Below are 25675 nucleotides of genomic sequence, written 5' to 3'. Positions count from 1 at the left end.
ATGAAAGCTTCACGTCTTGTCGTGGCCGTCGCGGTGACCGGCTCACTGTCCCTGGTGGGCTGCGGCGGCGGCGGTTCGGGGGGCGGCTCGACGAGCAGCCCGGAGGGCACGCACAAGACCATCAGAGCCTTCGACATCAACCCGCAGCCGCGTGACAAGGTCAAGGACGGCGGCACGCTGCGGTGGGGCATCAACGAGTTCCCCACCCAGTGGAACCGCAACCACGTCGACGGCAACCTGGCGATGGCGGCCGTGATCAGCAACGCGCTGCTGCCCTCGCCGTTCGTCTCCGACGAGAAGGCGGAGATCTCCGTCGACCGCGACTACGTGCTCGACGCCAAGGTCACCGACCAGAGTCCCAAGCAGGTCGTCACCTACACCCTCAACCCCAAGGCCAAGTGGTCGACCGGGCAGCCCATCACCTGGGCCGACTACCAGGCGCAGTGGCAGGCGCTGAACGGCCGCAACCCCGAGTTCCACATCGTCTCCTCCACCGGCTACCAGGACATCCAGAAGGTGGAGCGGGGCAAGGACGACTACGAGGTCAAGGTCACCTTCATCCGGCCGTTCGGCGACTGGCAGTCGTTGTTCGGGCCGCTGCTGCCGGCCTCCACCAACAAGACGCCGCAGGCGTTCAACAACGCCTGGCTGAACCAGATCCCGATGACCGCCGGGCCGTTCAAGTTCAAGGGCTTCGACCAGACGGCCAAGACCATCACGATCGTGCGCGACGACGCCTGGTGGGGCGACCGGGCCAAGCTCGACCAGATCATCTACCGGGCCTCCGAGCAGGACTCCCTGATCGGGGCGTTCAGCAACGGCGAGCTCGACCTCATCGACGTCGGGCCGTCGGCGCCCGACTACGCGCGGGCCAGGGGCACCCAGGGGGCGCAGGTACGCCAGGCCGCCGGGCCCGACTTCCGGCACTTCACCTTCAACGGGTCGAGCGAGCTGCTCAAGGACGTGAACGTGCGGCAGGCCGTCCAGCTCGGCATCAACCGGCAGGCCATCGCGCAGTCCGACCTGCAAGGGCTCGACTGGCCGATCGCGCTGCTGAACAACCACTTCCTCATGAACACCCAGGAGGGATACCTGGACAACGCCGGAAACCTCGGCGTCTACAACCCCGAACGCGCCAAGCAACTGCTGGACGCGGCCGGCTGGAAGCTGAACGGGACCGTCAGGCAGAAGAACGGGAAGCCGCTCGACCTGCGGTTCGTCGTGCCGTCGGGGGTGCAGTTGAGCAAGTCGGAGGGTGAGCTGGCCCAGAACATGCTGGCCCAGATCGGGGTGAAGCTCACGATCAAGGCGGTGCCGAGCGACGACTTCTTCACCAAGTACGTCATCCCCGGCAACTTCGACATAACGCCATTTGCCTACATTGGGACGCCCTTTCCGATTTCGAGTAGCTATGGGATCTATGCGAACTCGGCGGACGGGAAGACCTGGAACGCCAACTTCGGGCGTACGGGCTCGGCGGAGATCGACCAGGCCATGGACAAGGCGGCCCAGAACCTCGACCCGGCGGGGGCCCGTACGCAGACGAACGAGGCCGACGGGCTGATCTGGAAGCTGGTCAACGTCCTGCCGCTCTACCAGCGTCCGCAGAACGTGGCGGCCAAGCAGACCCTGGCCAACGTCGGCGCCCGCGGCTTCTACGACCTGCGCTACGAGGACATCGGCTTCACCGGCTGACCCGGGCCCGGCGGTGGGCGAACGCCGGAAGGCGGCCGTCGAATGCTGTCCGATATCCTCCCCTATCTCCCGCTTCGGCACTCCGGTGGCGGCGGAGTGTCGGTGGCGGGCGATAGAAGTGGACGCATGATGCTGGAGCTCACCTGGCCGCAGATCCTCGGCTGGCGGCTGCGCAGGCAGTTCGTGGCCGGCGCCGACGGGCCCGACGTGGTGTCGGTGGCCCGCCGGTTGTGCGGGGTGCAGGCGCAGGTCGCCTCCTCCGCCCAGCTCGCCGTGGCGGTCAGGAGCGCCCGGCCCGACCCCGGCGAGATCGACAGGGCCCTGTGGACCGACCGCACCCTGGTGAAGACCTGGCTGATGCGCGGCGGCACCCTCCATCTGGTGCCCGCCGACGAGCTGGCCGGCCTGTGCTCGGCGCTGGCCACGCTGCGGTCCTGGGAGAAGGGGTCCTGGCAACGCGGCCACGGGGTGACCGCCGCCGAGATCGCGGCCGTCATCGAGGCCGTGCCCGAGGCGCTCAAGGGCGCGCCGCTGACACGGGAGGAGCTGGTCGACGAGGTCGTCGCGCTGACCGGCGAGGCCCATCTGCGCGAGGCGCTGACGTCCGGCTGGGGGGCGCTGCTCAAGCCGCTGAGCCGCCTGGGCGAGTTGTGCTACGGCCCGCCCCGCGAGGGCAAGGTGACCTTCACCTCGCCGCGTTCGTGGGTGCCTGGCTGGCCGGGGGCCCTCCCGCCGCAGGAGGAGGCGGGCGTACGGGTGTTGCGGGCGTTCCTGGGGGCCCATGGGCCGGCCACGCCGGAGATGTTCGACACGTGGCTGTTCGGCGGGGTGGCCAAAAAGGCGGTGCTCAAGGGATGGGTCAAGGCCCTCGCGCCGGAGCTGGTGGAGGTCAGGGCCGACGACGGCACGACCCTTCTTGCCCTGGCCGAGCACGCCGACGACCTGGCCGCCGCCCGTCCCTCGGCGGACGTCCACCTGCTGCCGGGCTTCGACCAGTTCATCCTGGGGGCGCCGCGGTCCCTCGCGCCGCTCCTCCCGCCGTCGCTCAAGCCCAAGGTGAGCCGTCAGGCGGGCTGGATCTCCCCCGTGGTGGTCCACGAGGGGCGGGTGGCCGGTGTCTGGGAGGCGAAGAACGGCGCCATCACCCTCGACCTCGCCGCCCCGGTGCCGCAGGACGCGCTCGACCGCGCCCTGACCCGCATGCGCCTGCTGCTGGGTCCGGCGGCGGCGTAGCGGGAGCCGGTCAGCCGGTGGTGGTGGCCATCACCCGGTCGACGATGCCCTTGTTGCCCTCCTCGCGGGCGCAGTGGGCGCAGCAGTACCAGTGTTCGCCCGACTGCACGCCGTGCCCGATGACCTTGGTACTGCAGTGCTCGCAGATGGGCGCCATGGCCTCGATCGCGCACTGGAAGCAGTCGAAGGTGTGCACGACTCCCTGCGCGCGCACCTCGAACGCCATGTCGTAGTCGTTGCCGCAGTTCTCGCAGACGGCCATGGTGATCCCCTCTTCACACGTCCGAATCAATTCGGGCAATACCCGGATCCGTGGCGTCCTTTCCCCAACGAACCGCCATTTTCAGGCCGAGTCACCATCGATCACAGCAAAGCGCGCAATAAGCGGAAGCCCGAGAAGGCCGAGGGCGGCGAGCGCGGCGGGCAGCCCGAACGGGCCGGCCAGGCCCGCCACCAGCAGCGGGCTGATGACGAACCCGGTGTAGGAGACCGTGGAGACGCCCCACACCAGCGTCCCGGTGGGGTCGTCGGCGGCCGAACGGCTGAGCAGGGCCGGCACCAATGGCCCGAGCGTCAGCCCAGTGAGGGCGAAGCCCGCCAACGTCATCGGCACGCCCCTGCTCCTCCCGGCCAGGCCGATCCCGGCCGCGCCGCCCACCCCCGCGACCAGGTACAACCCGCGCAGCGGCACCCGGGGCAACGCCTGGGCGGCCAGTCGCCCGGCCGTGAGCGCCGCCATGTAGACCGAGGGCGCGAGGCTGGCGGTCAGGGGGGCGGCGTCCCGGTGGTCCTCCAGCAGGAGCACCGACCACTGCTCGACCGCGTTCTCGATCACCAGCACGCACGCGGCCAGCGCCCCGAGCAGCAGCGCGAGCCCCCACAGCGCGCGCCTCGCGCCGGGGTCGCCGGAGGCGGCGGGCAGGCCGCGTCCGACCGCCAGGCCCGGCAGCGACAGGGACGTCGCCACCACCAGCAGCGCGATCACCACGAGCACGGTCCCGACGCCGATCCCCAGCGACCGGGCCAGCCCGGCGAGCGGCGCGGCCACGATGACGGCGACGGGGAAGGCCGCGTGCACCGGCTGGAAGAGCCGCCGCCCGCTCTCGCGTTCGACGCGGCCGGTGGTCAGGTTCAGCGTCACGTCGAGCGCGCCGCTGGCCGCGCCGAGCAGCAGCAGCCCGGCCGCGAGCTGCCACAGCTCGGTGACCGCGGCGAGCCCCGCCACGGTCAGCCCGAACAGCGCGGTCGCGGCCGTCAGGGCCCGGCGCTCGCGCCCGCGCGCCAGCCGTCCGGTCAGCACCATCGCGGGCAGGGCTCCGAGCGGCACGGCGCTCAGCGCCGTGCCGAGCTCGGCCGCCGAGACGCCGAGCTCCAGCTTCACGGCCGGCAACAACGCCGACCACGCCCCCCAGAACACGGCCCAGACGGCGGACACCGCGATGAGCGGCATTCACCAACCCCCTTGAATTACGGTTAAGTCTCCGTAAAGATCGACGACGTCCTTAATATCCCCCGTCGAAGGGAATATCGTGCTGACACGAACGGTCATGGCGGCCGGTCTGGTCGTCGCCGGTATCGCCGCCACCCCCGCCTCGGCCGCCGCCGCCTCCGCGGCCACCGAGTCGCCGGAGCAGGTCTGCGGTCCGGGCTACCACCGGGTCCAGGACGGCCACCGTGCGATGAAGACGCGCGAGGGTGCGGTGTTCGGGCACGTCTACCTGATGTACGACAAGCGCGCCGGCAAGAACTGCGTGGCCGCGATCAAGACCGCCTACCGCGGCAGCCGTACGGTCACCGGCGCCTCCATCGAGGTCCGCGGCGGCGGCCGGAGCGAGGACGTGCAGCGTTACCGCTTCTACGCCGAGACCGGCCACATCGACGGAAGCTGGAAGTGCGTGAAGTACGCGGGCTGGACGCGCGACCCGGACGGCCGGGTCGAGGCGTGGGGCGGCCGCAACTCCTGGGGCAACTGCGGGGGCTGAGCCGGAAATCCCGTCCTTCTCTCCGGAGCTGTCACAACCCGCCGGGCTGTCTCGTCCTGTGTCATGGAACCGACACCTAGGAGGATCGCATGACCCAGCGGATCGACATCGCCAAGCTCGCCCCGGAGGCGTACCGGGGGTTCCTGGCCGTGGAGAAGTACATGCACGACAGCGACCTGCCGGGCGCCACGATCGAGCTGGTCAAGCTGCGTGCCAGCCAGATCAACGGCTGCGGCTACTGCGTGCACACGCACAGCAGCGACATGAAGAAGGCCGGGGAGAGCGACGAGCGGCTGTGGTCGGTCGCGGCCTGGCGGGAGGCCACGGTCTTCACCCCGGCCCAACGGGCGGCGCTGGCGCTGACCGAGGACGCCACCCGGCTGGCCGACCGCGGCGAGGCCGTGCCGGACGAGGTGTGGCAGCAGGCGGCCGAGCACTACGACGACAGGCAGCTCGCCGCGCTCGTCGTGTCGATCGCGATGATCAACGCCTGGAACCGGGTCGGCGTGGCCACCCGCATGGTCCCCAGGACCTGACGCGGCCCGGCGGGCGTCGTACGTAGAAGCGGCGTCGCCGTGGAAGCGGCATGGCCGCAGAAAGCGGCGTAGTCGTGGAAATGCGTTGAACGCACCTGTCAGGCCCGGTTAGGTTGGCGCGCAAGGCGGGTGGCCACCACCCGCCGAACCGCCATCAGGCGCGATGCATGATCGCGGCGCTGGGAGGGGGAGGACCATGAAGCGGGTCAGAGTCCTGAAGTCGACGTCCAGAAGGCGTCCGCACCCGTCGGCCGAGCCGGATCTGCGCACCCCGTCGGGGCGCAAATTGCCCTATTAGTTACCCTTTACACCGAACTTACGGGTGTCTCGATAGACACAGAGGTAACAGAAACATCACGGGGGGCTCACCATGAAGAGGCTTGCGGTGGTACCACCGCAGATCGCCAGGCACAAGATCCGCGACATCCGCGCGGCCGTCCACCGGAGGAGGTCCGTGGCCGCCGACCCCAAGGTCGTCGACCTACGGGCCTACAGCGGCCGGAACGTCATCCGCTTCCCCGGCGGACCGACACCCGCCGCGTAGCGGCTCGCCTGTAGCCGGCCCGCACACAGCCGGCCCGCACACAGCCGGCCCGCGCGCCGAAGGCTCCCGACCGGCCTCCCCCCGCCGGACGGTCAGCCGTAGAGCCTCTTGGCGTACGACTCGCCGTAGTACGCCTCCAACTGCTCCAGCGTCTCCTCCACGACCTGCAACTCCTTGATCAGCTTGGCGTGCGAGGGCAGGACCGAGGGGTTCCAGGAGTCGGGCGTCCAGAGCTGCGAGCGCAGGAACGCCTTGGCACAGTGGAAGAAGATCTGCTCGATCTCCACCACCAGGGCGAGCCGTGGCCGGTGGCCCTTGACGATCATCTCGTCGAAGAACGGCGCCTCGCGGACGAGCCGGGCGCGGCCGTTCACGCGCAGGGTCTCGTTGCGGCCGGGGATCACGAAGATCAGCCCCACGTGCGGGTTCTTCAACACGTTGAGGAACCCGTCGGCCCGGCGGTTGCCCGGACGGTCGGGGATGGCGATCGTGGTGTCGTCGATGACGTGCACGAACCCGGCCGGGTCGCCCTTGGGCGAGACATCGCAATTGCCCTGCTCGTCGGAGGTGGCGATCAGGCAGAACGGGGAGGCCGCGAGCCAGTCGCGGTCACGTGGGTGCAGCCGGACCCGTTCCTTGGTCACGGCCCTTGGCATGACCTCGCCCAGCAATTCCCGCAGTTCGTCCTCGGACTCGATCTCCGCCCAGCTCATCTGATCTCCTCTCGGGGGTTCCCGCCCGATTTTGTCAGGTGATCGGGGTCAACATGCGGCGGGGCCCCCGCAGTACCACGCTGACCGGATCGTCCCGGTTGCCCTCCAGGCCCGGGCCGGGGCGCACCTCGATCTCCTCCAGCCCGACGTACGCGCCGCAGGACGGGCACCGGGACACCGGGTCGAGCCGGGCGCCGCAGGTCGCGTGGTGGAACAGGCGGCGCGGCCCGGCCCCGCCGAGGTTGCGTTCGCCCCACTGGGACATGGCCAGCAGCGGCACCCACAACTCGCGGCCCATCGGGGTCAGGACGTACTCGTCGCGGGGCGGGTTGTCCTGGTAGCGGCTCCTGACCAGGACCCCGGCCTCGACCAGCGCGCCGAGCCGCTGGGACAGGACGGCCCTGGGGATGTCGAGGTGGGCCAGGAAGTCGCCGAAGCGGCGCACGCCGTACATGGCGTCGCGGACCACCAGGAGCGTCCACCGTTCGCCGATCACTTCCAGGGCCTTGGCCAGCGAGCAGTCCTGGCCTTCGTAGTTCTTGCCGAGCGCCATGGACCCCATGTTAGTTCATTCATCGAACCGTGTTACGGTCCACAAATGAGTTCAATGACCGAACTGACCCGGGTGCGGCCGGGCACGCTCGCCGTGGCGTCGGCGGCGCCGCTGCTGGTGCTGACGAACTACACCGTGCCGATGGTGACGTTGCCGCAGACCGCCGCGTCCCTGGGCGCGGGGCCGACGGGACCGGTGTGGATGCTGGGCGGCATCTCGCTCGGGTTGTCGGCGCTGCTGCTGGTCTCCGGCGGGCTGGCCGACGACCACGGGCGGCGGCGGGTGCTGGTGTGGGGGTCGGCCGTGCTGGCCGCCGCCGGGGTGGCGGCCGGCGTGGCCACGTCGGTCCTGGTGTTCGTGCTGGCCAGGCTGGCGCAGGGCGGGGCGAGCGCGGCCGTCCTGGCCGCCAGCCTCGGCATCGTCGGCCACGCCTACCCCTCGGGCGCCGAGCGGGTGCGCGCCACCGGCCTGTACGGCGCCATGATCGGCCTGGGCACCGCCGTCGGCCCGCTGGCCTCGGGCGTACTGGCCACGGCGACGAGCTGGCGGGCGGTGTACTGGGTGTTGTCGGGCGCCGCGCTCGCCCTCGCGGCGGCGTCGGCGCGGCTGCTGGCCGAATCGCGCTCCCCCACGCCCCGCCGGTTCGACGTGCCGGGTGTGGTGCTGCTCAGCCTGGGCGTGGCGGCGCTGGTCGCGGGCGTGACGGAGGGGCGCGCCGGCTGGGGACGGCCGGTCGTGGTCGGGGCGTTCGTGCTGGCGGTGGCGCTGGTGGCGGCGTTCGTGTGGATGGAACGCCGGCGGGCCGAGCCGCTGCTCGACCTGGAGCTGTTCCGGCGGCCGGTGTTCCTGGTGGCCACGGGTGGGGCGCTGGTCGTCGGGGCGGCGGTCGTGGGCCTGCTCAGCTACCTGCCGACCGTGCTGCAGGCCGCCCACGGGCTGACGCCGCTGCAGACGGGCCTGCTGTTCTGCCTGTGGTCGGGCACGTCGTTCGTGGTGTCGCTGCTGTCCCGGCTCGTACGCCTGCGCACCGCCGCCCGCCTGGCACTCGGCCTCGGCCTGACCGCGCTCGGGTTCGCCGGTCTGCTGGGCATGGGCGGCTCGCTGGACCTGCCGCTGGTCACGGCCGGGCTGCTGGTGAGCGGCGCGGGCTCCGGACTGATCAACTCCTCGATCACCCACCTGGCGATCGAGAGCGTCCCGGCCCACCGGGTGAGCATGGGCTCGGGCGCCAACAACACCGCCCGGTACGTCGGCTCCTCGCTTGGCGCGGCCGGCGTGGCCGCGCTCGTCGGCGCGTACGGCCTGGACGTGGGGACGACGGTCGCCGTGGCGGGCTGCGTCGTGCTGGCGGCGGCCACGGCGCTGGCCGCGCTGCTCACCCGGCCGTGAGCTACCAGCGTCTGGCCCGGGCCATCGAGTTCAGCAGCGCGTCGCGCTCGTCCGTGAACCTGCCCGGTTCCATGCCCTGCCGTTCGGCCCGCAGGTGCAGCATGGTCAGCTCGGTCGCCGCCTGCTGGTAGTCGCTCATCGCGCGGCCGAGCCCGGCGCCCCTGGCCCACTTGCGGGCCTCCTTGCGGCCCTTGAGCGTGCTCAGCATCCGCAGGTCGTCCTCGGCGACCAGGCCCGTCGGGGCGTAACCGGGCAGGTAGACGCCCATCTTGGAGATGAGCTGGCGGCGTTCGGCCACGGTCACGACGATGAGCAGGACGAGCGCCACCATGATCACCAGGTACGCCGTGCCGAGCCAGGCCAGCGACTGGGTGGAGGCGGCGCCGTTCCAGAGCCCGTGCAGGAAGACCGCGGCCAGGTAGCCCAGCGGGATCGCGGCGAACCTGGCGGGCGTGCGGCGGGTGAGCGCGTAGGCGACCCCGAGGCCGATCATCGAGGTGTAGATGGGATGGCCGAGCGGGTCGATCAGCCCCCTGAGCACGAACAGCCGCACCGCCGCGCCGGTGCCGTCCTGGCCGAAGGCGATCAGGTAGTAGCCGATGTTCTCGACGGCGGCGAAGCCGAGGCCCGCCATGGAGGCGTAGACGATGCCGTCGGTCAGGCCGTCGATCTCCTGTTTCCGGCGCAGGAGCAGCAGCAGCGCCGAGCCCTTGAGCGCCTCCTCGATCACCGGGGCCAGGAACACCGTGCCCACGTCGTTGACGAGCTGGGTGCCGTAGCCGGCCCGCAGGAACAGCGCCTGGCCCGCCAGCGTCAGCCCGACGCCCAGCACGATCGCCACGCCGCCGCCCCACGCGAAGGCGAAGGCGAGGTGCAGCTTGGGCTCGGGCTCCAGCCGGTCGAGCGAGAGCACGGCCGCCAGCAGCACCGGCAGCGGCGCGATGCCCAGCAGCGCCGACAACCCGAACCCGACCGGCCCGCCCTTGCGCAGCATGAGCCCCAGGACGATGAGGGCGATGACGCCCGAGACCACCAATCCGATCAGGAGGGCCTTGCTGGGTCTCTTGGCGGGCTGCGGTGCTGTCATGGGGGGGCGCCTTTCTCCGACTCGGTGCACCTACTATGAGCGTTCCCGGCCGTCGCACACTTGACAGTCGCTTACATCACCGTGACTCGCGGTAATAGGGGTCGGCCACGACGGATTCCCCGTCCACGTACGAGTACACCTCGCGCCCGGAGACGAACACCCGCAGTGCTCTGCTCATGACGTCGAGCGGGTCGCCGCCGCAGATCACCACGTCGCCGTCGAGGCCGGGCCGCAGCGCGCCCACCCGGTCGTCGATGCCCATGATGCGGGCCGGGTTGACGGTGATCGAGCGCAGGGCGGTGTCCCGGTCGAGCCCCTCCTTGACGGCGAGGGTGGCCTGGTGGACGAGGAAGTGGATGGGCACCACGGGATGGTCGGTGGTGATCGCCAGCTCGACCCCGGCACGCGCCAGGATGCCCGGGTTGCGAAGGGCGCGCTGCCGCAGCTCGACCTTCGACCGGCTGGTGAACAGCGGGCCGATGATGACGGGCACGTTCCGCTCGGCCAGCGTGTCGGCCAGCAGGTGGCCCTCGGTGCCGTGGTTGATGATCACCCGGTAGCCGAACTCGGCGGCCAGGCGCAGCGCGGTGGCGATGTCGTCGGCGCGGTGGGTGTGCTGGCACCACGGCAGCTCGCCGTCGAGCACCCGGACCAGGATCTCCAGCGTGCCGTCGCGGTCGAACGGCTTGTCCTCACGCTCGGCCGCGGCCTTCCTCGCCTTGTAGTCCTGCGCCTTCATGAGCGCGTCGCGGATCACCGCGGCCACGCCCTGCCGCGTGGAGGGCAGCTTCTTCTGGTCCCCGTAGACGCGCTTGGGGTTCTCCCCCAGCGCGCTCTTCACGCTTACCGGCTCCTTGACCAGCATCTCGTCGACGGACCTGCCCCAGCACTTGACCGCGACCGTCTGGCCGCCGATCGGGTTGCCGGACCCCGGCTTGATCACCGCCGTGGTGACGCCGCCGGACAGCGCGTCGGCGAAGCCCTGGTCGGCCGGGTTGATGGCGTCGAGGGCGCGCAGCCGGGCGCCGTTGGGGTCGGTCATCTCGTTGGTGTCGTCGCCGGCCCAGCCTTCGGCCTCCTCGTACACGCCGAGGTGGCCGTGCGCCTCGACGAAACCGGGCAGCACCCAGCCGCCCGCGGCGTCCACGACGGTCGCCGACTCGGGGATCTCCACGTCCCTGCCCACCGCGACGATCTTTCCGTCCGCGACGAGGACGGTGGCGTCCTCGATGGGGTCGCCGTCGACGGGCACGACATATCCGTGGGTGATGGCAAGAGTCATGGCGGCAACTTACAGTCACCTCGGTTCTGGGCCTAAAGCCTGGACCGATAACCATGTTTCGGGCATGCTTGTCGAGATCTTCAGTCAAGGTCCAACGAAAGGGACATACAGGTGCGCATGCCGGCAAAGGCAATCCTTCTCACGGCGGCACTCTGCCTCAGCGGTGCCGTGGCGACCCCGGCGAACGCGACGGCCGCACGGACCCCGCAAGGCATCTGCGGCTCCGGCTTCGGGCTCGTCTCCGGCGGCACGCAGCCCGTCAAGACCTCCAGCGGCCGCCGTTACGGCACGGTCTACCTGCTCTACAACCGCGGCACCGAACAGAACTGCGTGGTCACCATCAAGTCGAGCTTCGTGGGCACGAAGACGCAGATGAGCGCCACGCTCACCGTCATGGCCAAGCCGCGCCAGGACGGGAAGCAGGACCCGATCGTCCGTACGGACAGCGGCAGGTTCTCCATCTACGCCGGGCCGGTCAAGTACTGGGCCAAGGGCACCTGCGTGAAGTTCTGGGGCACGATCAAGCCGATCGGCCACGACCCGGCCGTCGCCGGCGGCGGCCGCAACGCCTGGGGCAACTGCGGCTGAGCGCGTCCCTCGCGGGTAGACGGGCCACATGCTGACCCGACTCTATGAGCGCTGGCTGCTCGACCTGTGGAACGGCGACCTCGCCCTCGCGCACGACCTGGTCACCCCCGATTTCGTCGGCCACTGGCCCGGCCGGGACGTGCACGGCCCCGACGAGCTGGCCGAGACGATCCGGCAGGGCCACGAGCCGTTCGACGACGTCCGGCTCACGCTCGACGTGGGCCCGGTCGTCGACGGCGACATGGTGGCCGCCCGGTGGACGTTCTCGGGCGCCTACCAGGGCGGCCTGCCCGGCGCGAGTGCCCCGCCGGGCAGCACGATCGCGTTCGCCGGGCACGACCTCCTGCGCGCGACGGACGGACGATTCTCCGAATACTGGGTGATCTCCGACGCACAGACCTTCTCCCGACAACTCGGGATAGGCTGACGTCTTCGCATCACGACGGGGGTCGAGGGATGTCGCAGGACGCAACGGCGGCGCAGCCGCGCGAGCTGACCGAGGAGGAGCTGTCGGAGCTGCTCGGCGGCCAGCGTTTCGGCGCCCTGGCCACCAACAGCGGCAGCGGCCACCCGCGGTTGTCCACGGTGATCTACACCTGGGACCCCCGGCAGCGGGTGGTGCGCATCTCGACCGTCGCCGACCGGCCCACCGTGCGACTGCTCCACAAGGACCCGCGCTGCGCGCTCTACGTCGCGGGCGAGAACTTCTGGTCCTACGCCGTCGCCGAGGGCGAGGCCGAGCTGTCCCCCGTGAGCGACCGGCCGGGCGACGAGGTGGGGATGGAACTGCTGGCCATGCAGCCGTTCATCGGTGGCGCCGGCGGCGAGCAGGCGTTCCTGCACCGCGCGGCCGCCGACCGCCGGCTGGTGGTCCGCATCAGGGTGAGACGTCTGTACGGGAGTGTCCTGCCGACGCCTGCCTGATCGCGCGCCGCCGGTTGTAGGCCACCATCGCGACCACGAGCAGGATCAGGCCCAGGTCGATGGCGGCCGACCAGCTCATGGCCCGCGCGTGGTGACCACCCTCGGCGACCGCGAAGAAGACCGCCCCGATCACCGCCACGCCTCCGGCGCCCGCGAACTGCTGCGCCGTACTGAGCACGCCCGACCCCACGCCGGCCTGGTGCGGCGCGACCTCCACCAGCGCCGCGCCGATGAGCCGCGGCAGGACCAGGCCGTTGCCCGCCCCCACGAGCACGAGCGCGACCATGATGTACGGCAGCCCGCGCCCGGCCCCGCCCACCAGCAGCGCCAGCCCCAGGGCGGTGACCAGGCCGCCGATCATGACGACGACGAGCCCGTACCGGCCGACCAGGCGGGTGCCCAGCAGCGAGGTCACGGTGAACAACACGCCCATCGGCGCGAACGCCAGCCCTGCCTGGAAGGCGGTGAGCCCGAGCCCGGCCTGCAACAACAACGTCAGTGTGAACATGAACGAGGCGAAGTAGGCCATGAACGCCACGATCGCCCCGACGCCCGCCAGGTAGGAGTGGACCTTGAGCAGGTAGAGGTCGAGCACCGGCTGCCCGCCGCGGGCCGCGAGCACCCGCTGCCACCGCCAGGTCAGCGCGAGCACCGGCACGCTCGCCGCCATGGCGGCCCACGTCCAGGGGGGCCAGCCCAGGCTGTTGCCCAGGCCGAGCGGCACCAGCAGCAGCGCCAGCCCGGCGGCGAGGCCGGCCGCGCCCGGCAGGTCGAACCCGACCGCCTCGCGCGGGTCGGCCTCGGGCAGCAGCCATCGGGCCAGCGGCACGACGACCAGGCCGACCGGCAGGTTGATCAGGAAGATGACCCGCCAACCGAGGCCGAACACGTCAGCGGTCAGCAGCAGGCCACCGAGCACCTGGCCGGCGATGGAGCCGAGGCCGCCGGCGGCGCCGTACCAGCCGATGGCGCGGCCGCGCCGCTCCGGCGGGTAGACGGCCGAGATCATGGCCAGCACCTGGGGCACCATGACGGCGCCCGCCAGGCCCTGGAGCAGGCGGGCGGCCACCAGCCAGGCCGCGCCCGGGGCGAGCCCGCACAACACCGAGGCGACGGTGAAGCCGGCCACGCCGTAGACGAAGAGGCGCCGGTAGCCGTAGCGGTCGCCGAGCCGGCCGCCGGTGATCATGCCCGCGGCGTACGTGAAGGCGTACCCGGCCACGATCAGCTCCAGGGCCGCCGGACCGGCGCGCAGGTCGTGCTCGATGGCGGGTGCGGCCACGTTGACCACGAAGAAGTCGAACTGGGCCATGAACCAGGCCGACAACAGGACCGGCAGTACCCCTCTCATCTTGTCAGGCTAGATCAGCCGGGCTCTTGCAAGTTCAGTGGGACGGGCTTACTATCCGCGTAATTGTTAGGAAACTTTCTTTAAAGAAAGGTCCTTGACGTGCGCCGATTAGTCACCCCCCTGATCGCCGTTCTCGTGATCATCGGCATGTGCACCCTTCCCGCACAGGCCGCGAGCCGCCTCATCGCCACGTTCTCCCTCTCCGGGAACACCGGCACCTTCCTCGTGAACAACCCCGGCACGACCGCCGTCAGCGGCTGGTCGATCGTCTTCGAACTGCCGTCCGGGGTCACCGCGAGCAATCCCCAGAACGCCACCATCCGCCAGAACGGCACCAAGGTGACGCTCACCCCCGCTTTCTACATCAACACCGTGCAAGCGGGGAAGAACACCGAGCCGTACAGCCCCAAGGTCACGCTGAGCTCGGCCGTCCAGCCGACGAGCTGCCTGATCAACGGCGCCAACTGCGACGGCACCGGAGGTGACCCGCCCGCCAAGCCGCCGGTCAGCGCCACGTACGACGTGAGCGGCACCTCGGCCAAGTTCATCGTCGCCAACAACAGCACCACCGCGCTGAACGGCTGGTCGATCGTCTTCGACCTGCCCGCCGGCGTCACCGCGAGCAACGCCTCGAACGGCTCGCTCACCCAGAGCGGACGGACCGTCACCCTGACGCCCGTCCACTACAACACGACCGTGAACGCGGGCGCGACCACCGAGCCGTACAGCCCGAGCTTCACCGTGAGCACGGCCAACGCCGAGCCGACGAGCTGCCGGATCAACGACGTCAACTGCGACGGCACCCCCGACGCGCCGCCCGGCGCCCCCGGGAACCTGCGCTCGCCGGTCAAGACCACCAAGACCGTCTCCCTCGCCTGGGACGCCGCCACCCAGGGCAGCCTCCCCATCGTCGGGTACGAGATCTACAACGGCACGGCCCTGGCCGCCTCGGTCACCGAGACCTCGGGCACCGTCTCCGGCCTGACGCCGAACACCGAGTACACCTTCACCGTCAAGGCCAAGGACCGCAAGGGCACGCTCTCGGCCGCCTCCGCGCCGGTGAAGGTCACCACCCGCAACCCGGCCGACGACACGCAGGCGCCCACGGTTCCGTCGGGCCTGCGCAGCACGGCCAAGTCGTCCAGCAGCGTCACCCTGGCCTGGACGGCCTCCACCGACAACTCCGGCGTGGCCAACTACGACGTCTTCGTCGGCCCGACCCTGGCCACGACCGTCACGGGCACCACGGCGGTCGTCTCCGGCCTGTCCCCCTCGACCGAGTACCCCTTCACGGTCAAGGCCCGCGACCTGTACGACAACGTCTCCGCCGCCTCCGCCGAGGTGAAGGTGACGACGTCGGACATCGTCGAGACCGGGTACGCCCGCGTCGGCTACTTCGTGCAGTGGGGCATCTACGGCCGCCAGTACTTCGTCCGCAACCTGGACACCACCGGCGCCGCGGCGAAGCTGACCCACATCAACTACGCCTTCGCCAACATCGATCCGAGGAACCTGACCTGCCTCCAGGGCGTCACCAAGGGCACCACGTCCGACCCGCAGGACCCGAGCCAGGGCGACGGCGCCGGTGACGCCGAGGCCGACTACGGCAGGCCGTTCAGCTCCGCCCAGTCGGTGGACGGTGTCGCCGACACCGGCTGGGAGAAGCTCCAGGGCAACTTCAACCAGCTCAAGAAGCTCAAGGCGAAGTACCCGAACCTGAAGGTGCTGATCTCGCTCGGCGGCTGGACGTACTCCAAGTACTTCTCCGACGTGGCGGCGACCGACGCCTCGCGCAAGAAGTTCGCGGCCTCCTGCATCGACACCTACATCAAGGGCAACCTGCCCGACTACAACGGCAAGGGCGGGCCGGGCACGGCCGCCGGCATCTTCGACGGCATCGACCTCGACTGGGAGTGGCCGGGCGCCGAAGGGCACGCGGGCAACCACATCAGCCCGAATGACAAGGCCAACAACACGCTGCTCATCGCCGAGTTCCGCCGCCAGCTCGACGCGCTGACGACGACGACCGGCAAGCGGTACCAGCTCACGGCGTTCACCCCGGCCGACCCGGCCAAGATCGCCGCCGGCTGGGACCTGCCCGAGGTCGCCAAGTCGCTGGACATCTTCAACATCCAGGGCTACGACTTCCACGGCGCGGGCAGCGACAACTCCTGGGAGCCGAACCGCACCGGCCACCAGGGCAACCTGTACCTCGACGCGGACAGTCCGTACAACCCGGACTTCAGCGTGGAGAAGGCCGTGAACGTCTACCTCCAGGCAGGCGTCAACCCGCGCAAGCTCACCATCGGCCTGGCCTACTACGGCCGCGGCTGGCAGCAGGTGACCGACGGCGGCAAGAACGGCGAATGGCAGGACGCGCACGGCGCCGCGCCCGGCCAGTTCCAGGAGGAGGCGGGCACGCGCGGCTACAGCAACCTGCTCGCCATGGTCCCCGGCTGCACGATCCGGCACGACGAGGTCGCCGTGGCCACCTACTGCTACACCGGGAACAACGGGCAGTGGTGGTCGTTCGACGACGCCTGGTCTATCGGCAAGAAGACCGCCTGGCTGAAGAGCAAGGGGCTGCTGGGCGCGATGATCTGGGAGATGTCCGGTGACCCCGGCGTCCTGACCACCGCGCTGGACGCAGGTCTGAGGTAACACCAGCACACAGGAGGGGCGGACCGCCGGGGGCGGGCCGCCCCTTCGACGTTCCGGCGTGCGTTCCGGCGTGCGTTCCGGCGGGTGTACCGGCGTGTGTTCCGGCGTGTCGAAGGCTCATCGGACGGGCACCTCTGCGTTACTCTGCCCTCAACTGACAGTCATCCGGCCTTGTCACGGTCGAGTTTGTCGGTCTCTCCCCAACCGAGGAGATCCATGTTCCGGCGACTCGCCCTGTTCCTGCCCCTCGCCCTCCTCCCCCTGGCCTCCCCGCCCGCCACCGCGTCGGCCACCGCGTCAACCACGGTGGTCAACGTCGCCCATCGGGGCGCTTCGGCGTACGCGCCGGAGAACACCATCGCCGCCTTCCAGCTCGCCGCCCGCCAGGGGGCCGACATGTTCGAGCTGGACGTCCAGGAGACCAAGGACCACGAGCTGGTCCTGATGCACGACACCACCCTCGCCCGGACCACCGACGCCGAACGCGTCCTGCCCGGCCTGGCCCCCTGGCGGGTACGCGACCTCACGCTGGCGCAGATCCGCAGGCTGGACGCGGGTTCCTGGTTCGACCGGGAGTACACCGGCGAACGGGTCCCGACCCTGCGCGAGGCGCTGCGCGCGATGGCCGGCACCGGACTCGGCCTGCTGCTGGAGGTCAAGGAGCCGCGGCTCTACCCGGACATCGAGTCCCGCGTCGTCCGCGCGCTGCGCGACGAGCCCGCCTGGCTCGTGCCCGGACGGCTGGTGGCGCAGTCCTTCGACTGGGACTCGATGCGCGCCTTCCACCGGTTGCTGCCCGAGGTCCCGATCGGCCTGCTCGGCACGCCGGACACCGCCGCGCTGCCCGACCTCGCCAAGTTCGCCAACCACGTCAATCCGCCGTACACCGCGCTCACCTCGTCGTACGTGAAACGCGCCCACGAACTCGGCATGAAGGTCTTCACCTGGACCGTGGACAGTCCGGACATCATGCGCCGCCTGCTGACGTACAACGTGGACGGCATCATCACCGACAAACCCGACGTCCTACGCGACCTATCCCTGTAAGCGACGGCTGAACCGCTGGAAAACGAACGGGGATCCGGGTCATGACCCGGATCCCCGTCCTCACCCCTGCCGGCTCCTCAAGCCGTCAGTACGTGTCGTCCTCGTCAGCTGCAACCGCTGGTCGAACCGCAGCCCTCGCACACGTAGCAGCTTCCGGCGGGCCGCATCTTGGTGCCGCAGGTCATGCAGAGCGGCGCGTCGGCCGTGAAGCGCTGGTGGCTCTCCAGCGTCAGCTCCTTGACCGGCTGCTCCTTCGGCTTCTCCTCGATGGGCGCCGACTGGGCCAGCGCCTCGCGGTCGACCGCCTCCTGCAGCGCCGCCGGGTCCTCGCCACGCTGCTGCGCGGCGCGCTCGGCCGCCGAGAAGATGCCCAGGGCCGCCCGCTCGTCGTACGGCAGGTGGTCGAGGGCCAGACGACGGAAGATGTAGTCCATCACCGACGTGGCCATCCGGATGTCCGGGTCGTCCGTCATGCCCGCCGGCTCGAACCGCATGTTCACGAACTTGCTCATGTACGTCTCCAGCGGCACCCCGTACTGGAGGCCGATGGAGATCGCCACCGAGAAGGCGTCCATGACGCCCGCCAGCGTCGAACCCTGCTTGGACATCTTGAGGAAGACCTCGCCGAGCCCGTCGTCAGGGTAGGACGAAGCGGTCATGTAGCCCTTCGCGCCGCCCACGGTGAAGCGGGTGGTCATGCTGGGACGCTGGTTGGGCATGCGCCGCCGGGTCGGCCGGTTGACCTCGATGACCTTGACCTCGGGCTCGACGGCCTTCGGCTCGTCCTTCTTGGCGCCGTTGCCGACCGACAGCGGCTGGCCGACCTTGCAGTTGTCGCGATAGACGGCCAGGGCCTTGAGGCCGAGCTTCCAGCCCTCCATGTAGACCTGCTCGATGTCGTCGATCGTGGCCGACTCCGGCAGGTTGACCGTCTTGGAGATGGCGCCGGACAGGAACGGCTGGGCCGCCGCCATCATCCGCACGTGGCCCATCGGCGCGATGGCCCGCTCGCCCATCGCGCAGTCGAACACCTCGTAGTGCTCCTTGCGCAGGCCGGGGGCGTCGACCACGTGGCCGTGCTCGGAGATGTACTCGACGATCGCCTCGATCTGCTCCTGCTGGTAGCCGAGCTGCTTGAGCGCCCGCGGGATCGTCTGGTTGACGATCTGCATCGAGCCGCCGCCGACCAGCTTCTTGAACTTGACCAGCGCGAGGTCCGGCTCGATGCCGGTGGTGTCGCAGTCCATCATCAGGCCGATGGTGCCGGTGGGGGCGAGGAGGCTGGCCTGGGCGTTGCGGTAGCCGTTCTTCTCACCGACCTTCAGGCACTCCGACCACTGGCGCGACGCCTCGGCGTGGATCTTCGCGTCCATGGTGCCGACCGCGCGCAGGTTGTCGTTGGCCGCGGCGTGCTTGCGCATGACGCGCTTGTGCGGCTCGGCGTTGCGGGCATAACCGTCGTACGCCCCCACCACCCCGGCCAGCTCGGCGCTGCGCCGGTAGGACACACCGGTCATCAGCGACGTGATCGCCCCGGCCACCGCGCGCCCGCCGTCGGAGTCGTAGGCGTGGCCCGTGGCCATGAGCAGCGCGCCCAGGTTGGCGTAGCCGATGCCGAGCTGGCGGTAGGCCCGCGTGGTCTCGCCGATCTTCTCGGTCGGGAAGTCGGCGAAGGTGATCGAGATGTCCATCGCGGTGATGATCAGCTCGGTCAGCTTGACGAAGTCGGCGACGTTGAAGGAGTTGTCGTCCTTCAGGAACTTCAGCAGGTTGATGCTGGCCAGGTTGCACGAGGAGTTGTCCAGGTGCACGTACTCGGAGCACGGGTTGCTGGCGGTGATCCGGCCGGTCTCCGGCGTGGTGTGCCAGTCGTTGATCGTGTCGTCGTACTGCAGGCCCGGGTCGGCGCACTCCCAGGCGGCCTTGGCCATCTTGCGGAACAGGTCTTGAGCGTCGACCTTCTCGATGATCTCGCCGGTCAGGCGGGCACGCAGGCCGAACTCCTCGCCCTTCTCCACCGCCTTCATGAACTCGTCCGAGACGCGCACCGAGTTGTTGGCGTTCTGGTACTGGACGGAGACGATGTCCTTGCCGCCCAGGTCCATGTCGAAACCGGCGTCACGCAGGGCGCGGACCTTGTCCTCCTCGCGCGCCTTGGTCTCGATGAACTCCTCGATGTCGGGGTGGTCGACGTCGAGCACGACCATCTTGGCCGCCCGGCGCGTCGCGCCGCCCGACTTGATCGTGCCCGCGGAGGCGTCCGCGCCGCGCATGAAGCTGACCGGGCCGCTGGCCGTGCCGCCGCTGGAGAGCAGCTCCTTGGACGAACGGATGCGGGACAGGTTGACCCCCGAACCCGAACCGCCCTTGAAGATCACGCCCTCTTCCTTGTACCACTCCAGGATCGACTCCATCTGGTCGTCCACGGAGAGGATGAAACACGCGCTGACCTGCTGCGGCGAGGCGGTGCCCACGTTGAACCAGACCGGCGAGTTGAACGCGAAGACCTGGTGGACCAGCGCGTGCTTGAGCTCGTGGTCGAAGATCTCGGCGTCCTCGTCGCTGGCGAAGTAGCCGTGCTCCACACCCGTCCTGGTGTAGACGCCGACGACCCGGTCCACGAGCTGCTTCAGGCTCCACTCGCGCTGCGGGGTGCCCACGGCGCCGCGGAAGTACTTGGTCGTCACGATGTTGGCGGCGTTCACCGACCAGAACTCGGGGAACTCGACGCCCCGCTGCTCGAAGTTGATCGAGCCGTCGCGCCAGTTCGTCATGACGACGTCACGGCGTTCCCACTGGATCTCGTCATACGGGTGCACGCCGGGCTTCGTGAAGATCCGCTTCATCCGCAACCCCTTACGCGGCCGCTTACCCCCGCGCGCCACTGAACCGCTGGCCGTGTCCGTCATGACTCCCCCTTCTCCGCCTTCAACTGTGAGATCTCGGCCTCGAAGTCCGCCAGGCTCTCGAAACCGCGATAAACCGATGCGAATCGCAAGTAGGCCACCTCGTCCAGCTCCCGCAGCGGGCCAAGGATCGCCAGGCCCACCTCGTTGGACGGCAGCTCGGCCGCGCCCTTGGCCCGGATGGCCTCCTCGACACGCTGCCCGAGCTGCGCCAGCGAGTCCTCACTGACCGGCCTGCCCTGACAGGCCCGCCGCACGCCCGCGACGACCTTGTCCCGCGAGAACGGCTCCGTCACCCCGCTGCGTTTGCTCACCATCAACAGGACCGTCTCCTGCGTGGTGAACCTGCGCCCGCACTCGGGACAGGTGCGGCGGCGCCTGATGGCCGCGCCGTCGTCCGTGGACCGGCTGTCGATGACCCTGGTGTCAGGGTGGCGACAGAACGGACAGTGCACGCTTCGCCTCCTTGACCCTGCCCGGCCCACCACACGCGTAAAACCCGCGCCGCGGTACGCTCGCGCACGCCCCACGGCTGACCATGGAGCGGTCACGGAAACACAAGGTGTGGTGAACCGACATCGGTGTAACTACTAGATGTTGTGGTCCAACCGTAGAAGCGCGCGACCATGAACGCAAGTTGAGCAACACCATCGAGCCGAAGTCGCTGATCAGCCCCTGAGTCACAGCCGTCCCGGGCGTGTCGCGCCTCCGACGCCACCACTTCCCGGCGGACGCGCCCCCACGCCACCCCGAGAACCACCAGGCCAAACAAGCTCCACAAAGGTACCGGAGCCCACACCCACTCCACCCACCTCCCACACCCCGCTCTCAAAGCCCGCACCCCCTGATCCCCATTCCCACAGGGGGTACGACACGGGCCACCGCACACAGCACCACCGCCCATAAGCCGTGATGGTCTCCACGCGCGCCGGCACCACCCAGAGTCCCGTCGCACGGGATGGCGGCTCGCCCTCAGAAGACCGCAGCGCGCCTGGGCGCCGTTCAGGAATGCCGCCGCTCGCTAGGGCGCGGCGTTGCAGGCCGGATGGCCCATGCGCAGGTCAGCGCCACCGTCTCAGTGAGCCACGTCACCCGCCGACGGTCTGGCCGGAAACGTAAGGGGCCAGCCCCAGAACCGATCAGATCACCGAGTCGGCGACCCCGTTCAGCTGCTTAACGTGCTCGCCCAAGCCCTAGGCACGTCAGCACTCCCCCACAGCGTGTCCCCCGCCCATGACAGCCCCACATGCCCGGACCCCACACCACCCGCAGCCGCATGCCCCGCCGCCCGCGTACCGAGCCAGAACCCGCCCAAAGACAGCAACACCATCCCCACCACCAGCACGATCCGCCCCCGCCGAGTCAGCCGCACCGGAGGAGCGGGCGTCCTGGCGCCACCACTCCCCCGAGAGATCATCTCCCCCGTACGCCCGTTCCGCCGCAGCGCACGACGACTCCACGCACGCCCGGCATGCCCGGCCCCGTTCCCGACCCGAGCATTCCCCGCACCCACTACACGCCCCAACACCTCTCGCCCCCCGCGAGCCTCGCCACCACCACGTACATCCCCTCGCGTCCCCCGACGCCCCGAGCCTCCCGGCCCGCCCCCTGTCTGGCCCCGTTCCCTGCTCCCAGCCGCCCCTTCCCCCGAACGCCGTCCCCGCCCCTCAAGCCGACCGCCCTCCCCAGGACGCCGCCCCCGGCCGACGACACGATCGGCCGCCGCCCCCGACCGGCGTTCCCGCCTCTCGACCCGTCCGACCGCCTCGCCCGAACGCCGTTCCCGCACCTCGCCCGCTCCCCCATCCGGCCGGTGCTTCCCCGCGCGGCCCCTCGTAAGGAGCCCGGCGCGCCTCCCCGGCAGCCGTTCGCGGTCGACGACGTCGTCGTCAGCACCGCCCGCCCTCCGACCGCTCCTATCCTTCCCGTTCGCACCGGCCCCGCGACTCCCAGGCGCTCCCGTACTCCCTGGGGCGGCGCGGCGGCGGCCGGTCAGCGTGTCATCGCCCCTCGACGGCACCGCCTGATCGGCGGTGTCCCCATCGGGACGCGGAGAAGGGACCAGCCACAGCCGGGGCCGACTGTTACTACCGCCCGGCGCCCGCCGGGCGGCGGGCTCGGAGTCGCGCGCAGCGCCGGAGGCGCCGACCGTGCGCCGCCGCCGGGTGTTCGAATTCGTCCCCCGCCCCTTTCCCTGGGTGACGCGGCGCTCTGAGTCCGTACGGCCGGCGTCCCCCCTCCGGTCCCCGCCCTGCGTGGCGTCGGCGATGAGCGTGAGCCGGTTGACGTCGCCGCTGGTCGAATAGGTGCTCGTGGTCGTTCGCACGATTGACCTCCCGCCGCCCGGCCCGAGGAACCGGCCAAAATTGGATCAGCAAATCGAACACGGTGTCGATCGAACTCCCGTACGATGTTGTACACCACGCTGGCAACAATTTCGAGGAAGACTCGAACAATTGTTTGAAGATGATCTTCAACAGCGATACGGTCGCTGTGTGCGACATCAAGACCACGGACCGGGAGGTTCGCCGGTGAGGCGGGCCGCCGCCAGGCGAGGAGGAAGAGCATGAGTGAGCGGGATGACGCTAACGGGGTCACAGACCTCGCGGTGCGCCGGCGCGACTCCCTGGGCCTGACTCCCAGGCAGCGCAAGATCCTCGAAGTGATTCGCGATTCGGTGCAGCAGCGCGGATATCCGCCCTCGATGCGCGAGATCGGCGAGGCCGTTCAGCTGACGAGCACGTCCAGCGTGTCGCACCAATTGACCGCGTTGCAGCGCAAGGGCTATCTGAGGCGCGACCCGCACCGGCCGCGAGCCCTGGAGGTTCGGCTGCCCGGTGAGCCCGTGTTGTGGGTCGACCCCGACGCCACTGACGACGAGGCGCCGGTGAGCCGGCCGACCGCTGCCTACGTCCCACTCGTCGGCCGCATCGCCGCCGGTGGCCCGATCCTGGCCGAGGAGAGCGTGGAAGACGTCTTCGCCCTGCCCAAGCAGCTCGTCGGTGAGGGCACGCTCTTCCTGCTCCAGGTCGCCGGTGACTCGATGATCGAGGCCGCCATCGCCGACGGCGACTGGGTGGTCGTCCGTCAGCAGCCGGTCGCCGAGAGCGGTGACATCGTGGCCGCCATGATCGAGGGTGAGGCCACGGTCAAGACGTTCAAGCGCAAGGACGGGCACGTCTGGCTGGTCCCCCACAACCCGAACTACGAGCCCATCCCCGGTGATGAGGCCAGCGTTCTGGGCAAGGTGGTGGCCGTCCTCCGCCGCCTCTGACCCTTCGCGACCGGTCGGCAGCCACCCTTCCCAGGAGGGCTGCGACCGTCCACCTCCTCGCGCACCCGGAGCCCCTTGTACGGGGGCTACGGTCGTCCGCGTCGAGGCGCGGTCCCCTCGCACGTCGCACACGCCCACACTCGTACTCACGCCGAACGACGGTCCCCACGACGAGGCTCCATCCAGTCGGATGGCAGTCACCTTCTTCGTCGTGGCGACCCTCGACCGGCCGGGACAGCTCGGGCAGCCTGAACGATGCCCGACACACGAACGAGCCAGGCACACGAAACGGCAGGCCGGACGCAGAACCGAGGCGGTGTGCTCGCGTGGACGGCCCCCATGGGCAGGGGATAACGCAACATCGCGTAGCGACGACCCCGACACGAACAGGCCGCCGAGTGTTAGCGCTAGCATCACACGGTGAACAGCAGTGATCACGGGCAGGCCGCGGAAGAAGCACCGCACAGAGCGTGCGCGCCCCTGAGCACCACCGGTTGCCGGGCCGCAAGGGTGCGCCTTTGAGGTAGAGCCTTCGGCAGCCGTGGGCTGCGCATACATCGGCCACACCACCGCCCGACGGCGTCCTCGATCCGTGAACGCGGGTTCCCTCAAGGCCGCGCTGACCACCCGCCAGGACATCCGGCCTCGCTTCGTGGATCCGGGCTCCCCAAAGCCGCGCTGACCGCTCACCCGGACGCGCGCCCCCGGTCCGGGGATGGAGGCTCACCCGCCGCCTCCCGTCCGGGTGCGGAATCCTAAGATGTGCCCGTGAACGACGTATTCCCCCCAAATGACCTGAAGGCCCTCAAAGAGACGCATGACGGGCTCAAGTGGGCGTTCGTCGCGCCCGACGTCATCCCGGCCTGGATCGCCGACATGGACCTCTCCACGGCCCCCGAGGTCATCGACGCCCTGACCCGCCGCGCCACCGGCGACCTCGGCTATCCCACCTGGCTCGACCAGCCGCAGAGCGGCCCCCTGGCCGAGGCGTTCGCCGAGCGTATGACCACCCGCCACGGCTGGGCGGCCGACCCCTCGTACGTCCACACGTTCAGCGACATCAACCAGGCGCTCCAGGTGCTGCTGCATCTCTGGACCCGGCCCGGGGACGGCGTCGCCCTGCACACCCCCGCCTACCACCCGTTCCTGACGACCCTCGACGTCATGGAACGCCCCCTCGTCCCCATCCAGCTCGAACCCGACGGCGACGCCTGGCGCTTCGAGGTGCCCGATCTGTCCGGCTGCCGGGTGCTCCTGCTGGTCAACCCGCAGAACCCGACGGGCCGGGTGTTCACGCGGGAGGAGCTGGAGGAGCTGGCCGAGCACGCCGAACGCCACGACCTGCTGGTCATCGCCGACGAGATCCACGCTGACCTGACGTACGAGCCGCACCGGCACATCCCCTTCGCCACGATCCTCCCCGAGCGCACGGTCACGCTCACCTCGGCGACGAAGGCGTTCAACCTGGGCGGCATCCGCTGCTCGGTCGCCCACCTGGGGCACCCCGGCGTACGCGCGGCCGTGGCGGCGCAGCCGCCGTTCCTGTACGGGTCGGCGCACCTGTTCGGGGTGGAGGCCACGGTCGCGGCCTGGCGGCACGGCGACGCCTGGCTCGACGACACGCGGGCGCTGCTCGACCGCAACCGCCGCCTGATCGCCGAACGCCTGCCGGACCGGTACGGCTACCGGATCCCGCAGGCCACGTACCTGGCGTGGCTGCACACCGGGCGGCCGGGCATGGCGGAGGTCATCGAGCGGGAGGCGAAGGTGAGGCTCAACGACGGGGCCGGGTTCGGGCCGGGCGGCGCGGACCACGTACGGCTGAACTTCGCCACGACGGAAGCCGTGTTGTCGGAGATCCTCACCAGGCTGAGCTGAGGGGCGGCCCGCCGGGCCGCCCCTCAGGAGCC

General features: G+C 70.1%; 22 protein-coding genes. 13 read left to right on the top strand and 9 right to left on the bottom strand.

Going from position 1 to position 25675, the window contains the following annotated elements; genetic code table 11:
• Window positions 1-1695, top strand: a complete 1695-nt coding sequence (locus tag DMB42_RS31465) for an ABC transporter family substrate-binding protein (RefSeq protein WP_185844952.1) — start codon at window positions 1-3, stop codon at window positions 1693-1695.
• Window positions 1696-1821: 126 nt separating this feature from the next.
• Entirely contained in the window at window positions 1822-2928 is a 1107-nt protein-coding gene (locus DMB42_RS31460) for a DNA glycosylase AlkZ-like family protein (protein WP_125639743.1), read from the top strand.
• 10 nt (window positions 2929-2938) lie between these two features.
• On the opposite strand, the gene DMB42_RS31455 is transcribed toward DMB42_RS31460, so the two are convergent.
• Together DMB42_RS31455 and DMB42_RS31450 are read right to left on the bottom strand one after the other, a co-directional pair.
• Window positions 2939-3190: a hypothetical protein gene (locus DMB42_RS31455; RefSeq protein ID WP_125639740.1), complete on the bottom strand. Its 252-nt coding sequence runs from the start codon at window positions 3188-3190 to the stop codon at window positions 2939-2941.
• Between the two features lie 81 nt (window positions 3191-3271).
• Window positions 3272-4378, bottom strand: a complete 1107-nt coding sequence (locus tag DMB42_RS31450; RefSeq protein WP_125639737.1) for an MFS transporter — start codon at window positions 4376-4378, stop codon at window positions 3272-3274.
• 79 nt (window positions 4379-4457) lie between these two features.
• On the opposite strand from DMB42_RS31450, the gene DMB42_RS31445 reads away from it, so the two are divergent.
• From DMB42_RS31445 to DMB42_RS53500, 3 genes are all read left to right on the top strand, one after another.
• Complete coding sequence (locus DMB42_RS31445; RefSeq protein WP_125639734.1) at window positions 4458-4910, top strand: hypothetical protein; 453 nt, start codon at window positions 4458-4460, stop codon at window positions 4908-4910.
• An 89-nt stretch (window positions 4911-4999) separates the two neighbouring features.
• Window positions 5000-5446 (top strand): carboxymuconolactone decarboxylase family protein, encoded by a 447-nt coding sequence (locus tag DMB42_RS31440; RefSeq protein ID WP_125639731.1) that lies wholly within the window; start codon window positions 5000-5002, stop codon window positions 5444-5446.
• A gap of 370 nt (window positions 5447-5816) precedes the next feature.
• Entirely contained in the window at window positions 5817-5990 is a 174-nt protein-coding gene (locus tag DMB42_RS53500) for a hypothetical protein (RefSeq protein WP_185844951.1), read from the top strand.
• Between the two features lie 92 nt (window positions 5991-6082).
• On the opposite strand, the gene DMB42_RS31435 is transcribed toward DMB42_RS53500, so the two are convergent.
• Both DMB42_RS31435 and DMB42_RS31430 read right to left on the bottom strand, forming a co-directional pair.
• Window positions 6083-6703, bottom strand: coding sequence for a pyridoxamine 5'-phosphate oxidase family protein (locus tag DMB42_RS31435; RefSeq protein ID WP_125639728.1), 621 nt, complete (start codon window positions 6701-6703; stop codon window positions 6083-6085).
• 34 nt (window positions 6704-6737) lie between these two features.
• Entirely contained in the window at window positions 6738-7256 is a 519-nt protein-coding gene (locus tag DMB42_RS31430) for a helix-turn-helix domain-containing protein (RefSeq protein ID WP_125639725.1), read from the bottom strand.
• A 45-nt stretch (window positions 7257-7301) separates the two neighbouring features.
• On the opposite strand from DMB42_RS31430, the gene DMB42_RS31425 reads away from it, so the two are divergent.
• Complete coding sequence (locus DMB42_RS31425) at window positions 7302-8645, top strand: MFS transporter (protein ID WP_125639722.1); 1344 nt, start codon at window positions 7302-7304, stop codon at window positions 8643-8645.
• A gap of 1 nt (window position 8646) precedes the next feature.
• Here DMB42_RS31425 and DMB42_RS31420 read toward each other — a convergent pair whose 3' ends face one another.
• Both DMB42_RS31420 and DMB42_RS31415 read right to left on the bottom strand, forming a co-directional pair.
• The gene (locus tag DMB42_RS31420; RefSeq protein WP_125639719.1) at window positions 8647-9732 is read right to left on the bottom strand and encodes a PrsW family intramembrane metalloprotease; all 1086 of its coding nucleotides are present in this window, start codon (window positions 9730-9732) and stop codon (window positions 8647-8649) included.
• Between the two features lie 76 nt (window positions 9733-9808).
• On the bottom strand, window positions 9809-11014 hold the full coding sequence (locus DMB42_RS31415) for an amidohydrolase (protein WP_125639716.1): 1206 nt from the start codon (window positions 11012-11014) through the stop codon (window positions 9809-9811).
• Window positions 11015-11131: 117 nt separating this feature from the next.
• On the opposite strand from DMB42_RS31415, the gene DMB42_RS31410 reads away from it, so the two are divergent.
• The 3 genes from DMB42_RS31410 to DMB42_RS31400 are packed head-to-tail and all read left to right on the top strand — an operon-like array spanning window position 11132 to window position 12526.
• On the top strand, window positions 11132-11602 hold the full coding sequence (locus DMB42_RS31410) for a hypothetical protein (protein WP_125639713.1): 471 nt from the start codon (window positions 11132-11134) through the stop codon (window positions 11600-11602).
• A 28-nt stretch (window positions 11603-11630) separates the two neighbouring features.
• The gene (locus DMB42_RS31405) at window positions 11631-12029 is read left to right on the top strand and encodes an ester cyclase (protein ID WP_125639710.1); all 399 of its coding nucleotides are present in this window, start codon (window positions 11631-11633) and stop codon (window positions 12027-12029) included.
• A 29-nt stretch (window positions 12030-12058) separates the two neighbouring features.
• Entirely contained in the window at window positions 12059-12526 is a 468-nt protein-coding gene (locus DMB42_RS31400; protein WP_125639707.1) for a pyridoxamine 5'-phosphate oxidase family protein, read from the top strand.
• Here the strand turns inward: DMB42_RS31400 and DMB42_RS31395 are convergent.
• Entirely contained in the window at window positions 12480-13877 is a 1398-nt protein-coding gene (locus DMB42_RS31395; protein WP_125639704.1) for an MFS transporter, read from the bottom strand. The two genes, DMB42_RS31400 and DMB42_RS31395, sit on opposite strands and share 47 nt — an antisense overlap.
• A gap of 99 nt (window positions 13878-13976) precedes the next feature.
• Between DMB42_RS31395 and DMB42_RS31390 the strand changes: the two genes are divergently transcribed.
• The gene (locus DMB42_RS31390) at window positions 13977-16538 is read left to right on the top strand and encodes a glycosyl hydrolase family 18 protein (RefSeq protein ID WP_221762438.1); all 2562 of its coding nucleotides are present in this window, start codon (window positions 13977-13979) and stop codon (window positions 16536-16538) included.
• Window positions 16539-16754: 216 nt separating this feature from the next.
• Entirely contained in the window at window positions 16755-17585 is an 831-nt protein-coding gene (locus DMB42_RS31385) for a glycerophosphodiester phosphodiesterase family protein (protein WP_125639701.1), read from the top strand.
• A gap of 104 nt (window positions 17586-17689) precedes the next feature.
• Here DMB42_RS31385 and DMB42_RS31380 read toward each other — a convergent pair whose 3' ends face one another.
• Together DMB42_RS31380 and nrdR are read right to left on the bottom strand one after the other, a co-directional pair.
• Entirely contained in the window at window positions 17690-20494 is a 2805-nt protein-coding gene (locus DMB42_RS31380; protein ID WP_125639699.1) for a vitamin B12-dependent ribonucleotide reductase, read from the bottom strand.
• Window positions 20491-20946 (bottom strand): transcriptional regulator NrdR, encoded by a 456-nt coding sequence (gene nrdR, locus DMB42_RS31375; protein ID WP_103955744.1) that lies wholly within the window; start codon window positions 20944-20946, stop codon window positions 20491-20493. The genes DMB42_RS31380 and nrdR overlap by 4 nt, the downstream gene beginning before the upstream one ends.
• Window positions 20947-23057: 2111 nt before the next feature.
• On the opposite strand from nrdR, the gene lexA reads away from it, so the two are divergent.
• Together lexA and DMB42_RS31365 are read left to right on the top strand one after the other, a co-directional pair.
• Entirely contained in the window at window positions 23058-23765 is a 708-nt protein-coding gene (gene lexA / locus DMB42_RS31370; protein ID WP_125639695.1) for a transcriptional repressor LexA, read from the top strand.
• 768 nt (window positions 23766-24533) lie between these two features.
• Window positions 24534-25643 carry a MalY/PatB family protein gene (locus DMB42_RS31365; protein WP_125639692.1) on the top strand — a complete coding sequence of 370 codons (1110 nt, stop codon included), beginning with the start codon at window positions 24534-24536 and terminating at the stop codon, window positions 25641-25643.
• The last annotated feature ends 32 nt before the right edge of the window (window positions 25644-25675 follow it).

The organism is Nonomuraea sp. WAC 01424 (assembly GCF_003947315.1).
In the GTDB taxonomy this organism is placed as follows: Bacteria; Actinomycetota; Actinomycetes; order Streptosporangiales; family Streptosporangiaceae; genus Nonomuraea; species Nonomuraea spiralis.
Note: the sequence above shows the minus strand (reverse complement) of the source record. Positions and strands in the feature narration are given on the sequence as shown.

Coding starts and splice junctions, on each gene's coding strand:
- DMB42_RS31465 (WP_185844952.1), top strand. CDS start 1: ATGAAAGCTTCACGTCTTGTCGTGGCCGTCGCGGTGACCGGCTCACTG.
- DMB42_RS31460 (WP_125639743.1), top strand. CDS start 1,822: ATGATGCTGGAGCTCACCTGGCCGCAGATCCTCGGCTGGCGGCTGCGC.
- DMB42_RS31455 (WP_125639740.1), bottom strand. CDS start 3,190: ATGGCCGTCTGCGAGAACTGCGGCAACGACTACGACATGGCGTTCGAG.
- DMB42_RS31450 (WP_125639737.1), bottom strand. CDS start 4,378: ATGCCGCTCATCGCGGTGTCCGCCGTCTGGGCCGTGTTCTGGGGGGCG.
- DMB42_RS31440 (WP_125639731.1), top strand. CDS start 5,000: ATGACCCAGCGGATCGACATCGCCAAGCTCGCCCCGGAGGCGTACCGG.
- DMB42_RS53500 (WP_185844951.1), top strand. CDS start 5,817: ATGAAGAGGCTTGCGGTGGTACCACCGCAGATCGCCAGGCACAAGATC.
- DMB42_RS31435 (WP_125639728.1), bottom strand. CDS start 6,703: ATGAGCTGGGCGGAGATCGAGTCCGAGGACGAACTGCGGGAATTGCTG.
- DMB42_RS31430 (WP_125639725.1), bottom strand. CDS start 7,256: ATGGCGCTCGGCAAGAACTACGAAGGCCAGGACTGCTCGCTGGCCAAG.
- DMB42_RS31425 (WP_125639722.1), top strand. CDS start 7,302: ATGAGTTCAATGACCGAACTGACCCGGGTGCGGCCGGGCACGCTCGCC.
- DMB42_RS31420 (WP_125639719.1), bottom strand. CDS start 9,732: ATGACAGCACCGCAGCCCGCCAAGAGACCCAGCAAGGCCCTCCTGATC.
- DMB42_RS31415 (WP_125639716.1), bottom strand. CDS start 11,014: ATGACTCTTGCCATCACCCACGGATATGTCGTGCCCGTCGACGGCGAC.
- DMB42_RS31410 (WP_125639713.1), top strand. CDS start 11,132: ATGCCGGCAAAGGCAATCCTTCTCACGGCGGCACTCTGCCTCAGCGGT.
- DMB42_RS31405 (WP_125639710.1), top strand. CDS start 11,631: ATGCTGACCCGACTCTATGAGCGCTGGCTGCTCGACCTGTGGAACGGC.
- DMB42_RS31400 (WP_125639707.1), top strand. CDS start 12,059: ATGTCGCAGGACGCAACGGCGGCGCAGCCGCGCGAGCTGACCGAGGAG.
- DMB42_RS31395 (WP_125639704.1), bottom strand. CDS start 13,877: ATGAGAGGGGTACTGCCGGTCCTGTTGTCGGCCTGGTTCATGGCCCAG.
- DMB42_RS31385 (WP_125639701.1), top strand. CDS start 16,755: ATGTTCCGGCGACTCGCCCTGTTCCTGCCCCTCGCCCTCCTCCCCCTG.
- DMB42_RS31380 (WP_125639699.1), bottom strand. CDS start 20,494: ATGACGGACACGGCCAGCGGTTCAGTGGCGCGCGGGGGTAAGCGGCCG.
- lexA (WP_125639695.1), top strand. CDS start 23,058: ATGAGTGAGCGGGATGACGCTAACGGGGTCACAGACCTCGCGGTGCGC.